Below are 13,105 nucleotides of genomic sequence, written 5' to 3'. Positions count from 1 at the left end.
GTTTTGCGTCTTGTGTGGGCGGGTGTTGGTGGAAGTTGTGGTCGTGGTAGTGGCCGGCAAACATCACCAACCCCCCCCCCGACCCCTGGGCGCGGAACGACTCGATGTGCATGGCCTCGCCGGGGACCTCGTTGTCCGCCAAGGTAACCCTGATCATTTCCACCAGCCGGGGCGGCGCGCACAGGAACCAGTCGTCAACCTTCGCCGGGTGCAGCCGCCCCTGCAGCAAAGCGCGGAAGCGTGTCCCGTCCAGCTGGCCTCGCTGGTACCGCTCATGCGAAATCGCCAGCGCCTCGCTGATCGGGTCGAGCCGCCTGGCCGGGCGGGTGGTGTGCAGATCGGGGTCGCGCTCGTCGGTCCGGTAGTGCACGACGTGCAGCCTGCCCTCGAAGCGGCGTGCCAGCGCGGTGAGCTCGTCCGCGAACAGCGTCGACGCGCCAGAGCGGTTGACGTACAGCAGGGTCACCCTGCAGTTGTCCTGTGTGGACAGTGCGTCGGCGATCACGGGCAGCACCGGCGCGATGCCGATGCCCGCCGCCACCGCGACGTAACGCGGGGCGCGGCGGGCCGGTGAGCCGAGCACGAAGGTGCCAGACGGTGGCTGGACCTCGAGCGTGTCGCCCGCGCGCAACGCGGTGTTGGCGTACGTCGAGAAGACGCCGCCGCCGACGTGCTTGATCGCCACCCGCAGGCCGGGGCCGGCGCAGATCGCGTAGCTGCGCTCGACACGCAGTCCCTCGACCACGGCCTGGATCGTCACGTGCTGACCTGGCTTGCCTGCGAAGACCTCGCGCAAGTCCTCCGGCACGGCGAAGGAAACCGTCACGGTGTCCGCGCTCACCTGCCGGACCTCGGAGACCACCAGCGGGAAGAACGCCAGCGAGCTCGGTTCCGCCGGCTTCTCGGCGGTGTCGGCCAGCGAACCGGCCAGCCTGCGCCATTGCCGGTATTCCTCCGCGGACAGGTCGCGGCCCCACGCCGTCGTGATCGGCACGTCGTGCGCCAGGTAGGCCTCGCGGTTGCTGTTCCACGCGCGCAGATAACGGTAGAACGGGATCGCCGGGTGGAGATGGTGCACCAGGTGATAGTTCTGATAGAGCATCAGCGGGGTCATCAGCCATTCCAGGCCGACGCGCACGCGGGCCAGGCCGAACCGGTTCTGCCTGCGGGTCGCGCCGAGGCCGTGGTGGGGGAGCCAGTCGAACCACCAGGCGAGCAGCGCCAGCCCGATGCGCTGCGGGATCAGGTAGATCACCAGCAGTTCCCAGCCCCAGCCCGTCGCGATCAGCCCGCCGAAGCCCGACAGCGCCGTCAGCAGCACCGCGAAGGTCTCCAGTTGCTCGGCGGCGGGGCGGGAGGTGACGCGGGCGTTGTAGAAGCGGACGTACCAGGCGTCGATCGTGAGCCAGCGGAACGGCAGCGACCACCAGCTGCCCTGCGAGGTCCAGGCGTCCGGGTCGGTGCGGGAGTCCTCATTGGTGTTCCGGTGGTGTTCCATGTGGATGAACCGCAGCATCGGGAACGACCCGTATGCCGCGACGAACAGCATGGACAGCCGTCCGAGCACCTCGTTCACCACCGTGAACCGGCCCGCGGAGTGGTGTGCCGACTCGTGCAGCACGGTGAACATGGTGAACGAGACCAGCGTGTGCGCGGGGATCGTCACCCACAGCGGCGCGGCGTCGGCGAGCACCAGCCAGGTCGCGCCCGCCCAGACCAGCAGCGCGCCCGCGAAGAGCAGCACCGTCGGGCCTGCGACAGAGGGCAGCGGAATTCGGGGGTTCGGCACCCCCCGAGCCAGTGATTCCCCAGTCCCCCGATTAGCGCGGGGGACATTCACGATGGCCATCGAAGCGGACTCCAGGGGTTGTCAGTCCCGACTACAACGCGGCAAGTTTTGCCACCGTAGACAATGGCCCCACAGTTGTAAACTTCACCAACAAACTTGATCACAATGTAAACTTCGAGTTGTGGAGCCAGGTCCCCGATTCACGAAAACAGTGCGGACGCTGCTGCGTGAGCGACTGCTCACCGCCGCGGCCGAGCTGACCTGCGCGGATGGCTGGGCCAGCGTCACCATGGGCAAGGTCGCCGCGCGCGTCGGCGTCAGCAGGCAGACCGTTTATAAAGAACTGGGATCGAAACCGGAACTCGCCGAAGCTCTCATGCTCCGGGAAACCGACGGATTCGCGGCCGGGGTCGCGCAAACCCTTTCCGGCTATCCCGGCGACCCCGTCGAAGGTGTCACTGCCGCATTCCAATACACACTGGAAGCGGCTCGCGACAATCCGTTGCTGAAATCGGTGCTCGCCGGCGGCCAAGGCGGTGGCGACGATCTGCTCCCGCTGCTGACCACCCAGTCCGACCCGGTGCTCGCGCGCAGTGTCGGCGCCGTCGCGCCCGTGCTCGTCCGGCTCTACCCCGAGGTGGAACTCAGCGACGCGGAGTGGGCCATGGCGGTAGAGGCGTTCGTCCGGCTGCTGCTGAGTCACCTGGTGCAGCCCGCGATGTCCATCCCGCACGCCACCGAGCAAATGCGCTGGGTGATCGGCCGCATGCTGCGGGCGTGACCCGTCAAAAGTGCCGCGGACCCGCTGGCCTAGACTCGGACGGCCCGGTCCATACGTGACCAGGGGACATCCAAGCAGGAATGTTCAACCACACCATCTCGGCTCGAGGAGAATACGTTGAAGAGCACCGTCGAGCAGGTCAGCCCGACGCGAGTGAAGATCAATGTCGAGGTGCCGTTCGACGAGCTCGCAGAGAACTTCGAGCGCGCCTACCGCAAGATCGCCCAGCAGGTCCGGATCCCGGGTTTCCGTCCCGGCAAGGCCCCAGCTCGTGTGTTGGAAAGCCGGATCGGTCGCGCCCCGGTGCTCGATGAGGTCGTCAACGAGGTCATCCCCGCCAAGTACATGGAGGCGGTGCGCGAAGGCGAGGTCCGCACGCTGGGCCAGCCCGAGTTCGACGTGACGAAGCTCGAGGACAAGGTCGTGCTCGAGTTCACCGCCGAGGTCGACGTGCGCCCCGACATCGAGGTGCCCGACCTGGCCGGTGTCGAGATCAGCGTCGACGACGTCGACCTGACCGACGCCGAGGTCGACGAGCAGCTCGACGAGCTGCGCGCCCGCTTCGGCACCCTGACCGGCGTCGAGCGTCCCGCCGAGAACGGCGACTTCGTCTCGATCGACCTCTCCGCCACCGTCGACGGCCAGGACGTCGAGGAGGCCTCGACCACCGGGCTGTCCTACGAGATCGGCTCCGGCCAGCTCGTCGACGGCATCGACGACGCCATCATCGGCGCCACGGCGGGCGAGACCAAGACCTTCACCACCCAGCTGGTCGCCGGTGAGCACGCGGGCAAGGACGCCGAGGTCACCGTCGTCGTGCAGACCGTGAAGCAGCGCGAGCTGCCCGAGGCCGACGACGAGTTCGCCCAGCTGGCGAGCGAGTTCGACACCATCGACGAGCTCAAGGGCGACCTGCGCACCCGCCTGTCCCGCGTCAAGAAGATGCAGCAGGGCGTCCAGGCTCGCGACAAGGTCCTCGAGCTGCTGCTCGAGCGCACCGAGGTCCCGATCCCGGAGAAGGTCCTCGAGGGCGAGATCGAGAACCGCAAGCACGATGCGATCCACCAGTTCGACCACGACGAGGCCGCCTTCGCGGAGGCGCTCCAGGCCGAGGGCAAGACCGTCGAGGAGTTCGACGCCGACGTCCGCGAGGAGTCGGAGAAGGCCGTCCGCACGCAGCTGCTGCTGGACACCATCGCCGACAACGAGAAGACCTCGGTCAACGACGGCGAGCTCACCGAGCGGATCATCTACCAGGCGCAGCGCTTCGGCATCAGCCCGGACGAGTACGTCCAGCGTGCCCAGCAGTCCGGCCAGCTGTCCGCGATCTTCGCCGACGTCCGCCGCGGCAAGGCGCTGGCCTCGGTCGTCCGCAAGGCCGCGATCATCGACGGCTCCGGCGCGTCGGTGGACCTCAACGAGCTGTTCGGCGCCGACGAGACCCCTTCGGGTGAGGCGCAGGTCACCGAAGAGGCTGCCGTTACCAGCGAAAGCTAAAGCTCTGAGCGAACTTGGGCGGTGTCAGGCATTCTGCACCGCCCAAGTTCGTTAGGGTCGGTTGCAAGATCCTCAGATCTCCCAGAACGAAGCGGCTGCCCTCGCTGAGGGCGGCCAGCGGCGAAAAGGCAGGCAGACGTGACGCAGCACATGCCCGAGGCGCGGTCGAGCACCGCCGGGCTCAACCTGACCGACTCGGTGTTCGAGCGGTTGCTCCAGGAGCGCATCGTGGTCCTCGGCTCCGAGGTCAACGACGAGGTCGCCAACCGGATCACCGCGCAGCTCCTGCTGCTCGACGCCGACGACTCCGAGTCGGACATCCGCTTCTACATCAACTCGCCTGGTGGCTCGGTGACCGCCGGTTTCGCCATCTACGACACGATGCAGCTCATCAAGCCGGACGTCGCCACCTACGCGATGGGCCTGGCGGCCTCGATGGGTCAGTTCTTGCTCTCTTCCGGCACCCCCGGCAAGCGCTACTCGCTGCCCCACGCGCGCATCCTGATGCACCAGCCGTCGGCCGGTGTCGGCGGTACCGCGTCGGACATCGCGATCCAGGCCGAGGTGTTCGGCAAGTGGAAGCAGGAGCTCGCGAAGATCACCGCGGAGCAGACCGGGCAGACGGTCGAGCAGATCGTCAAGGACGGCGACCGCGACCGCTGGTTCACCGCCCAGGAGGCGAAGGACTACGGGTTCGTGGACCACGTCCTGACCCGCGACCTGACAAACCCTGCTGCAGGTAACTGACGGACGCGAAGGCTTACAGGAGAAAAACATGAGCAGCTTCGAGCTTCCGCAGTCCCGGTACATCCTGCCCTCGTACGTCGAGCGCACCAGCTACGGGATCAAGGAATCCAACCCGTACAACAAGCTGTACGAGGAGCGCGTCATCTTCCTCGGCGTGCAGGTGGACGACGCGTCGGCCAACGACGTGATGGCCCAGCTCCTGCACCTCGAGCACGAGGACCCGGACCGCGACATCACCATCTACATCAACTCGCCCGGTGGTTCGTTCACCTCGCTGATGGCGATCTACGACACCATGCAGTTCGTCCGCCCGGACATCCAGACCGTCGCGCTCGGCCAGGCCGCTTCGGCCGCCGCCGTGCTGCTGGCGGCCGGAACCCCTGGCAAGCGCCTCGCACTGCCGAACGCGCGGGTGCTCATCCACCAGCCGGCCACCGAGGGCACCTACGGGCAGGTTTCGGACCTGGAGATCCAGGCCAACGAGATCCAGCGCGTGCGCCGCCTGATGGAGACCACCCTGGCGAAGCACACCAAGCGGGACCCGGAGCAGGTCCGTGCGGACGTCGAACGCGACAAGATCCTCACGGCCGCGGAGGCCAAGGAATACGGGATCATCGACGAGGTGCTTCCGTATCGCAAAGCTTCTGCCAACTAATCGACCACGGAGCCGGTGCGTGTCGGGAGAAGACACGCACCGGCGTTTCGGTCTAGGGTCTTTCGGGCACGGTAGGAACCTTGTTGGTGCTCCCGTCAGGCGCGCCGGACGGGTACCGTCAGTGGCAGCGCGTGAGTACCCTGTCAGGAAATCCATGACCGGGGCGAGCAGAGATCAGGTGCTGGGCACCGGAGGGGACAAGGTCAACGGCCATGGCACGGATCGGTGACGGCGGAGACCTACTGAAGTGTTCTTTCTGCGGGAAGAGCCAGAAGCAGGTGAAGAAGCTCATCGCCGGGCCCGGCGTGTACATCTGCGATGAGTGCATCGATCTCTGCAACGAGATCATCGAGGAAGAACTGGCCGAGGCCGGTGAGGTCAAGCTCGACGAGCTGCCCAAACCCGCCGACATCCACGAGTTCCTCGAGCAGTACATCATCGGTCAGGATGACGCCAAGCGGACCCTCGCGGTAGCGGTCTACAACCACTACAAGCGTATTCAGGCCGACGACAAGGCGGGCCCGAAGGACTCCAAGGAGGAGCCCGTCGAGCTGGCCAAGTCGAACATCCTGATGCTCGGACCGACCGGATGTGGCAAGACATACCTGGCGCAGACCCTCGCGAAATTGCTCAATGTCCCCTTCGCGATCGCGGACGCCACGGCGCTCACCGAGGCCGGGTATGTCGGTGAGGATGTCGAGAACATCCTCCTCAAGCTGATCCAGGCGGCCGACTACGACGTCAAGCGCGCCGAGACCGGCATCATCTACATCGACGAGGTCGACAAGATCGCCCGCAAGAGCGAGAACCCGTCGATCACGCGCGATGTGTCCGGTGAGGGCGTGCAGCAGGCACTGCTGAAGATCCTCGAGGGCACCACCGCTTCGGTACCGCCGCAGGGCGGCCGCAAGCACCCGCACCAGGAGTTCATCCAGATCGACACGACGAACGTGCTGTTCATCGTGGCGGGTGCGTTCGCGGGCCTCGAGAAGATCATCAACGAGCGCGTCGGCAAGCGCGGCCTCGGCTTCGGCGCGGAGATCCGCACCAAGGCCGAGATCGACGAGAGCGACGTCTTCTCGGACACCATGCCGGAGGACCTGATCAAGTTCGGGCTCATCCCCGAGTTCATCGGTCGCCTCCCGGTCGTGGCCAGCGTGACCCACCTCGACAAGGCTTCCCTTGTGTCGATCTTGACCGAACCGCGCAACGCGCTGGTCAAGCAGTACAAGAAGCTGTTCGAGATGGACAACGTCGAGCTGGAGTTCACCAAGACCGCGCTCGAGGCCATCGCCGACCAGGCCGTGCTCCGCGGCACCGGCGCCCGTGGCCTGCGCGCGATCCTCGAAGAGGTGCTGCAGCCGGTCATGTACGACATCCCCAGCCGGGATGACGTGGCCAAGGTCGTGATCACCGAGCAGACCGTCCGGGAGAACGTCAACCCGACCATCGTGTCGCGGCAGCCGTCCCGCCGGACCCGCAGTGAGCGTGGCGAGAAGTCGGCATAGTGGTCCAGCAGAACTTGTCAGAAGAGGTTCCGGGCATCACGGAGCTCTCGCAGCGCGTCGTCACGGCGACGTACCACCGTTATCCCAAGCTGCACCGGGTACTGACGATCGTGCTCATCGTGCTCGCCGTGACCTGCCTGGTCGCGGTCGTCGTACGGTTCTCGGCGCTGCCCTTGATGCCGCTGCCGTTCCTCGCCTTCGCCTGGTATGCGCTCAGCCGCATGCGGGCGAAGGCCGAGGACGACCGCGGCCTGCTCGTCTGGACCTCGTTGTTCATGGCGGGCACCCTGGTCGGCTTCTGGCTGATGTCAGTAGCCGCCAGGTGGCTCGAAATCGCCACTACCTAGGCGTCGGTCTTGGGAACGTGCTTCCCGAGGAAACCGACCAGGCTGGGCACCACAGTCCGATTGAAACCGTCTCCGTGCTTGCCCCGCGCCGTGTGCGCCACGGCGGGGTGAGCTTCGGAGATGTACTTGCGCACGCCACCGATGAAGTCGTCCTCGGTGCCGCAGTAGATCGCCGTCGGGATGTCCTTCAGCGCCGCGATGTTCTTCAGCGGGTCCATCGACGCCCAGTCCGCGGCGTCGCGGAACGCCTTGCGCTTGTTCATCTCGGCCCAGGACGTCATCAGCGCCGGCGCCAGCGCCGCTACGGCGGCAGGCGGGTCACGGCGTTCGACGCGGCGCCTCGCGTAGAGCATGGCCCCGAAGCCGCCCATCGACAGGCCCGCGCAGGCGAACGGCTGGCCGTCGGTGCCGCCGAGGCCGCGTTCGGCCAGCCAGCGGGGCACCTCCTCCAGCAGCATCGCCATCGGGTTGTCGCCGGGGTGGGCCTCGTGCCAGTAGTTGTCGCCGCCGTCGACCGCGACGAAGCCGAACGCGGGTACCGCGCGGCGGGAGACATCGCTGCTGAGCTGCTTGAGCAGGCCGGTGGGGGAGGCGTGGCGCGCGTTGCCGCGCAGGCCGTGCAGCATCAGCGACATGGGCAAGCCGGGAGCCGGTGACTTCGACGGCAGCATGGTCAGCAACTCGATCTCGCGGTTACGCGCGGCCGAGAACACCCGCTCGATGCGGACGACGCCCGGCTGGGCCGTCGGCGTCGGCGAAGTCACGCCGGCCGCACGCTGCAACGCCGGGCTGAACGGCAGTCTCCCGGTCGCCGAACCGGCGGCGATACCGGTTACAGCGAGTCCCGAAGCACCCGCGATCAGCACCGAGCGGCGGCTGATCCAGCGGCGCGCCGAAGCGCGCTTGCCGCCCTTGTCGTCCCCCGTGTCCACCTGGTCCCCTCTCCAAGATCCCTCACCAGGTCAGACGCATGACACCCGCCCCCGCGTTGCCTCTGTGACCGACCTTTCACCTCACATCGTCAGATTGGCCTCCGGTGTTTCCGTTCGCCTTGCGCCAAGTGTCCACCGCCACCCTCTGCGACCGCGCGGCCGACTCCGGAGTGTCACCCAGTCCTACCGCGAGAGTCACACCAAGGGGTAGGAGTACTTGATTTACGCCCTCGTTGTCCTCGCCGAAATGGCCGGCGATCTCGAGGGTCACGTAGCCGTGCACGCCGCTCCAGAGTTGTGAAGCCACCTCCAGTGGCTCCGCCTGGCGGAACCTTCCCGCCTCGATGGCGCGCGAAGAGGCATCCACGATGTGAGAGAGAGCCTCGCGTCCTTCTTCTGAATTGGCGTCTGTCAGGTCGGCGACACCCTTGATCGCGGCCCGCTTGCCACCCGGTGCGGACAGCCCGAAGGTGACCGCGTACAGCTGCGGATGTTCTACGGCAGTGTGTCGGTACGCATAGGCTTTGATGAAGATGTCGGCTACCGGGTCGTCGCCGGGCGGAATCCGGCCGAGGTTGTCGCGCAGGCGCCGGAAGCCCTCGCGTGCCACCTCCTCGATGAGCTCGCCCATCCCGCCGAAATGGGTGTAGACGGCCATGGTCGACGCGCCGATCTCGGCGGCCACCTTGCGCGCCTGCAGTGCCTCGGGCCCGCCCTCGGCCAGCAAATGCACGGCGGCTTCGACCAGTCGGCTTCGGATGTCATCGGCTGTCACGTTTGCCAGTATCGCATAACTCTGTTATACCTGGAGCATAACTGAGTTATGCCAGGTAGGGGAGCATGTCATGGGGAACAAGTACCTTGAGGGCAACTACGCGCCGGTTGCCAAGGAGCACACGATCACCGAGCTGGCCGTGACCGGCTCGATCCCGGAGTACCTCGACGGGCGCTATCTGCGGAACGGGCCCAACCCGCTGTCCGAGGTCGACCCGGCCACGTACAACTGGTTCATGGGCGACGGCATGGTCCACGGCGTGCGCCTGCGCGACGGCAAGGCGCAGTGGTACCGCAACCGCTGGGTCCGCAACCCGAAGATCGCCGAGGCGCTGGGCGAGACCCCGCACGGCCGCGAGCACCGCGCCGGCATGGAGTCGCTCGGCGCGAACACCAATGTCATCTCCCACGCGGGCAAGACGCTCGCGCTGGTCGAGGGTGGCGTCGCCAACTACGAGCTGACCGACGAGCTCGACACGGTCGGCCCGTGCGACTTCGACGGCACGCTGCCCGGCGGCTACACCGCCCACCCGAAGCGCGACCCCAAGACCGGTGAGCTGCACGCCGTCTCGTACTTCTTCGGTCGCGGCAACAGCGTCCAGTACTCGGTGATCAATACGAATGGCCGCGCCCGCCGCACGGTCGACATCGAGGTCACCGGCTCGCCGATGATGCACGACTTCTCGCTGACCGAGAACCACGTCGTGTTCTACGACCTGCCGGTGGTGTTCGACGCCGCTCAGGGTGTCGAGGCGACCGTGCCGAAGTTCCTGCGCACCCCGGCCAAGCTGATGGTCTCGGCCGTCATCGGCAAGGTCCGCGTGCCGGACCCGGTCACCGCGATGCTCGGCGACTCACTCGGCTCGAACGGCCGCTTCCCGTACAGCTGGAACCAGTCCTACCCGGCCCGCATCGGCGTCATGCCGCGTGAAGGCTCGGCCGCGGACGTCCGCTGGTTCGACGTCGAGCCCTGCTACGTCTTCCACCCGATGAACGCCTACGACGACGGCGACAAGATCGTCCTCGACGTCATCCGCCACCCGAAGATGTTCGACCGCGACCACACCGGCCCCAACGAGGGCCCGCCCACCCTCGACCGCTGGACCGTCGACCTCGCGGCGGGCAAGGTCATCGAAGAACGCCTCGACGACCGCGGCCAGGAATTCCCCCGCGTCGACGAGCGCCTCGTCGGCTCGCGCCACCACTTCGGCTACTCGGTCGGCCAGTGCCCGTCACGCGGCCCGGCACTGTTCAAGCACGACCTCGAGCGCGTGACCTCCGAGGTCCGCACCTTTGGCAAGGGCCGCGAACCGGGCGAGTTCGTCTTCGTCCCGTCCAGCCCTGACGCCGGCGAGGACGAAGGCGTCCTGATGGGCTTCGTCTACGACCCGGCCTCCCAGCGCAGCGACCTGACCCTCCTCGACGCCGCCTCACTCGAGCTGGTCGGCGCCATCCACCTGCCCGACCGAGTCCCCGAGGGCTTCCACGGCAACTGGGCCCCGACGGAATAACTCCCGGCCATTCACGCTCCGAAAACTGTCGGTGCCCCGCGGTAACGTTGATCCAGGGGACCTTCGTCCCCCATGGGGCCCCTTGGGGACCCCCCCAAAACAACGGTAACGCGGGGCACCGACAGTTCGGCTAGGTCGTCAGGACGCGGGCGTCGCCGGTGTAGAGGTTCATGCTGTCGCCGCGCAGGAAGCCGATGAGCGTCATTCCGTTGTCCTCAGCCAATTCCACGGCCAGCGATGACGGCGCCGAGACGGCCGCGAGCAACGGGATTCCCGCCATGGCGGCCTTTTGCACGAGTTCGAACGACGCGCGGCTCGACACCAGCAGCCCGGTTTCCTCGAGCGGTACCCGATTTTCCAGCAACGCCCAGCCGATGACCTTGTCGACCGCGTTGTGGCGCCCGACATCCTCACGCACCACGAGCAGCGAACCGTCCGCGGCGAACAACGCCGCCGCGTGCAACCCGCCCGTCTGCGCGAAGACTTTCTGCTGTGCCCGCAAGGCATCCGGCAGCCCGGCCAGCACTTCGGTCGTCACCGCGAAACCCGACGAGGCCGGATCGAAGCGCGTCTTGAGTTTCACGGCGTCCAGCGCGGCTTTCCCGCACACGCCGCACGAGGAAGTCGTGTAGAAGTTCCGCTCGACGCCCGTGTCCGGCGGCGGCACGCCATCGGCCAGCGCCACGTCGAGCACGTTGTAGGTGTTGCGCCCCTGATCGTCGACGCCGTCGCAGTACCGTGCCGTCGCGATGTCCTCGCGAGACCCGATGACGCCCTCGGTCAGCAGGAAGCCGTGCGCGAGCTCGATGTCGCTGCCGGGGGTCCGCATGGTCACCGCGAGCGGCTTCCCGCCGACCCGGATTTCCATCGGTTCCTCCGCGGCCAGCGAGTCCGGGCGCCGCCGTTCCCCGTTCGCGGAGAGCATCCGCACTGGCCGGCGCACCGTCACTCTGCCCACTTACTCGCCCTTTCGTGCTGACCTTCTACACCTGACTGGTGCAACAGCGGGGAATGCGTATTACATTCCTGCTCGATCATCCTCACCACTGGAGGCGTCGTATGGCCCTCGGCTTCCTGGATCGTTCCCGCATCGTCGCACCACCCGGCTGGAGCCGCTGGCTCGTGCCACCGGCGGCGCTGTCGGTCCACCTGTCCATCGGGCAGGCCTATGCCTGGAGCGTGTTCAAACCACCGCTGGAGAAAACGCTCTCACTGTCCGGCACCCAGAGCGCGCTGCCCTTCCAGCTGGGCATCGTCATGCTCGGCCTGTCGGCGGCCTTCGGCGGCACCTTCGTCGAGCGCAACGGCCCACGCTGGGCGATGTTCGTCTCGATGGTCTGCTTTTGCAGCGGCTTCCTGGTCTCCGCCCTCGGCGTCGCGACCTCACAGTACTGGCTGGTCGTGCTCGGCTACGGCGGACTCGGCGGCATCGGACTCGGCATCGGCTACATCTCACCGGTCTCGACGCTGATCAAGTGGTTCCCCGACCGCCCCGGCATGGCCACCGGCATCGCGATCATGGGCTTCGGCGGCGGCGCGCTCATCGCCTCACCCTGGTCCAACCAGATGCTCGGCGCGGCGCCTTGGACCACCGGCACGATCGCCACCGCGTTCCTCGTGCACGGCCTGGTCTACGCGGTGTTCATGACGCTCGGCATCCTGCTCGTCCGCGTGCCGGCCGACGACTGGAAACCCGACGGCTGGGTCCCCAAGACCGACCACGGCCACGTCCTCATCTCCAAGGGCAACGTCTCGGCGGCCAACGCGATCAAGACCCCGCAGTTCTGGTGCCTGTGGGTGATCCTGTGCTTCAACGTCACGGCGGGCATCGGCATCCTGGAGAAGGCGTCGCCGATGATCACCGACTTCTTCAAGCAGACCTCCACCCCGGTACTCGCGGCCTCCGCGGCCGGCTTCGTCGCATTGCTCTCGCTGTGCAACATGCTCGGCAGGTTCGTCTGGTCGTCCACATCGGACCTCATCGGCCGCAAGAACATCTACCGCGTGTACCTCGGCGTCGGCGCGCTCCTCTACCTGACGATCGCGTTGACCACCAACACGTCCAAGCCGGTGTTCATCCTCTGCGCGATGGTGATCCTGTCCTTCTACGGCGGCGGTTTCGCGACCATCCCGGCCTACCTGAAGGACCTGTTCGGCACCTACCAGGTCGGCGCCATCCACGGCAGGCTCCTCACCGCGTGGTCGGTGGCGGGCGTACTCGGCCCGCTCATCGTCAACGCCATCGCCGACAGCCAGAAGCGCGCGGGCAAGGTCGGCCCCGACCTCTACACGACCTCGTTCTTCATCATGATCGCGCTACTGGTCGTCGGCTTCCTCGCCAACGAACTGGTCCGGCCGGTCAACGCCAAGTTCCACGAGCCGGAGCGAGTGGGGAGTGAAGCCCGATGACGAAGAACCGCACGGGATTGATGGTGTTCGTGTGGCTTTGGGTCGCCCTGCCCTTCGCCTACGGCGTCTACGAACTCATCCGCAAGGTAGTCCAGCTTTTCGGGTAGAGATTCGTGAATCCCACGCTTGGGTAGTTCTACTCGAATTCGCCCGTT

12 protein-coding genes are annotated in these 13,105 nt (G+C 66.8%); 8 read left to right on the top strand and 4 right to left on the bottom strand.

The annotated features are described in order from the left end of the window. The coding region (locus tag ACFV15_RS17330; protein ID WP_378351458.1) for a fatty acid desaturase at positions 1 to 1,849 on the bottom strand (1,849 nt) is incomplete at its 3' end. 151 nt (positions 1,850 to 2,000) lie between these two features. Here ACFV15_RS17330 and ACFV15_RS17325 point away from each other — a divergent pair. From ACFV15_RS17325 to ACFV15_RS17300, 6 genes are all read left to right on the top strand, one after another. Beyond that, positions 2,001 to 2,570, top strand: coding sequence for a TetR family transcriptional regulator (locus tag ACFV15_RS17325; RefSeq protein WP_378351457.1), 570 nt, complete (start codon positions 2,001 to 2,003; stop codon positions 2,568 to 2,570). 117 nt (positions 2,571 to 2,687) lie between these two features. After that, the gene (gene tig, locus ACFV15_RS17320; protein WP_378351456.1) at positions 2,688 to 4,067 is read left to right on the top strand and encodes a trigger factor; all 1,380 of its coding nucleotides are present in this window, start codon (positions 2,688 to 2,690) and stop codon (positions 4,065 to 4,067) included. A 138-nt stretch (positions 4,068 to 4,205) separates the two neighbouring features. Beyond that, positions 4,206 to 4,814, top strand: coding sequence for a ClpP family protease (locus tag ACFV15_RS17315; protein WP_378351455.1), 609 nt, complete (start codon positions 4,206 to 4,208; stop codon positions 4,812 to 4,814). A 28-nt stretch (positions 4,815 to 4,842) separates the two neighbouring features. Continuing rightward, positions 4,843 to 5,469 (top strand): ATP-dependent Clp protease proteolytic subunit, encoded by a 627-nt coding sequence (locus tag ACFV15_RS17310; protein ID WP_378351454.1) that lies wholly within the window; start codon positions 4,843 to 4,845, stop codon positions 5,467 to 5,469. 212 nt (positions 5,470 to 5,681) lie between these two features. Next, positions 5,682 to 6,977, top strand: coding sequence for an ATP-dependent Clp protease ATP-binding subunit ClpX (gene clpX, locus ACFV15_RS17305; protein ID WP_378351453.1), 1,296 nt, complete (start codon positions 5,682 to 5,684; stop codon positions 6,975 to 6,977). Continuing rightward, positions 6,977 to 7,324, top strand: coding sequence for a hypothetical protein (locus ACFV15_RS17300; RefSeq protein WP_378351452.1), 348 nt, complete (start codon positions 6,977 to 6,979; stop codon positions 7,322 to 7,324). Before clpX ends, ACFV15_RS17300 begins: the two co-directional genes overlap by 1 nt. Here ACFV15_RS17300 and ACFV15_RS17295 read toward each other — a convergent pair. Further along, entirely contained in the window at positions 7,321 to 8,256 is a 936-nt protein-coding gene (locus ACFV15_RS17295) for an alpha/beta hydrolase (RefSeq protein ID WP_378351451.1), read from the bottom strand. The two genes, ACFV15_RS17300 and ACFV15_RS17295, sit on opposite strands and share 4 nt — an antisense overlap. Positions 8,257 to 8,332: 76 nt before the next feature. Further along, positions 8,333 to 9,031, bottom strand: coding sequence for a TetR/AcrR family transcriptional regulator (locus ACFV15_RS17290; RefSeq protein ID WP_378351450.1), 699 nt, complete (start codon positions 9,029 to 9,031; stop codon positions 8,333 to 8,335). Between the two features lie 70 nt (positions 9,032 to 9,101). Between ACFV15_RS17290 and ACFV15_RS17285 the strand changes: the two genes are divergently transcribed. Then, positions 9,102 to 10,541: a carotenoid oxygenase family protein gene (locus tag ACFV15_RS17285; RefSeq protein WP_378351449.1), complete on the top strand. Its 1,440-nt coding sequence runs from the start codon at positions 9,102 to 9,104 to the stop codon at positions 10,539 to 10,541. A gap of 130 nt (positions 10,542 to 10,671) precedes the next feature. Here ACFV15_RS17285 and fdhD read toward each other — a convergent pair whose 3' ends face one another. Beyond that, positions 10,672 to 11,499, bottom strand: a complete 828-nt coding sequence (gene fdhD, locus ACFV15_RS17280) for a formate dehydrogenase accessory sulfurtransferase FdhD (RefSeq protein ID WP_378351448.1) — start codon at positions 11,497 to 11,499, stop codon at positions 10,672 to 10,674. A gap of 101 nt (positions 11,500 to 11,600) precedes the next feature. Between fdhD and ACFV15_RS17275 the strand changes: the two genes are divergently transcribed. After that, positions 11,601 to 12,950 (top strand): OFA family MFS transporter, encoded by a 1,350-nt coding sequence (locus ACFV15_RS17275; RefSeq protein ID WP_378351447.1) that lies wholly within the window; start codon positions 11,601 to 11,603, stop codon positions 12,948 to 12,950. Positions 12,951 to 13,105 lie beyond the last annotated feature (155 nt).

Origin of the sequence: Amycolatopsis sp. NPDC059657 (assembly GCF_042734395.1) — a bacterium.
Lineage (GTDB): Bacteria > Actinomycetota > Actinomycetes > Mycobacteriales > Pseudonocardiaceae > Amycolatopsis.
This window is presented reverse-complemented; position numbering and strand designations above follow the sequence as displayed.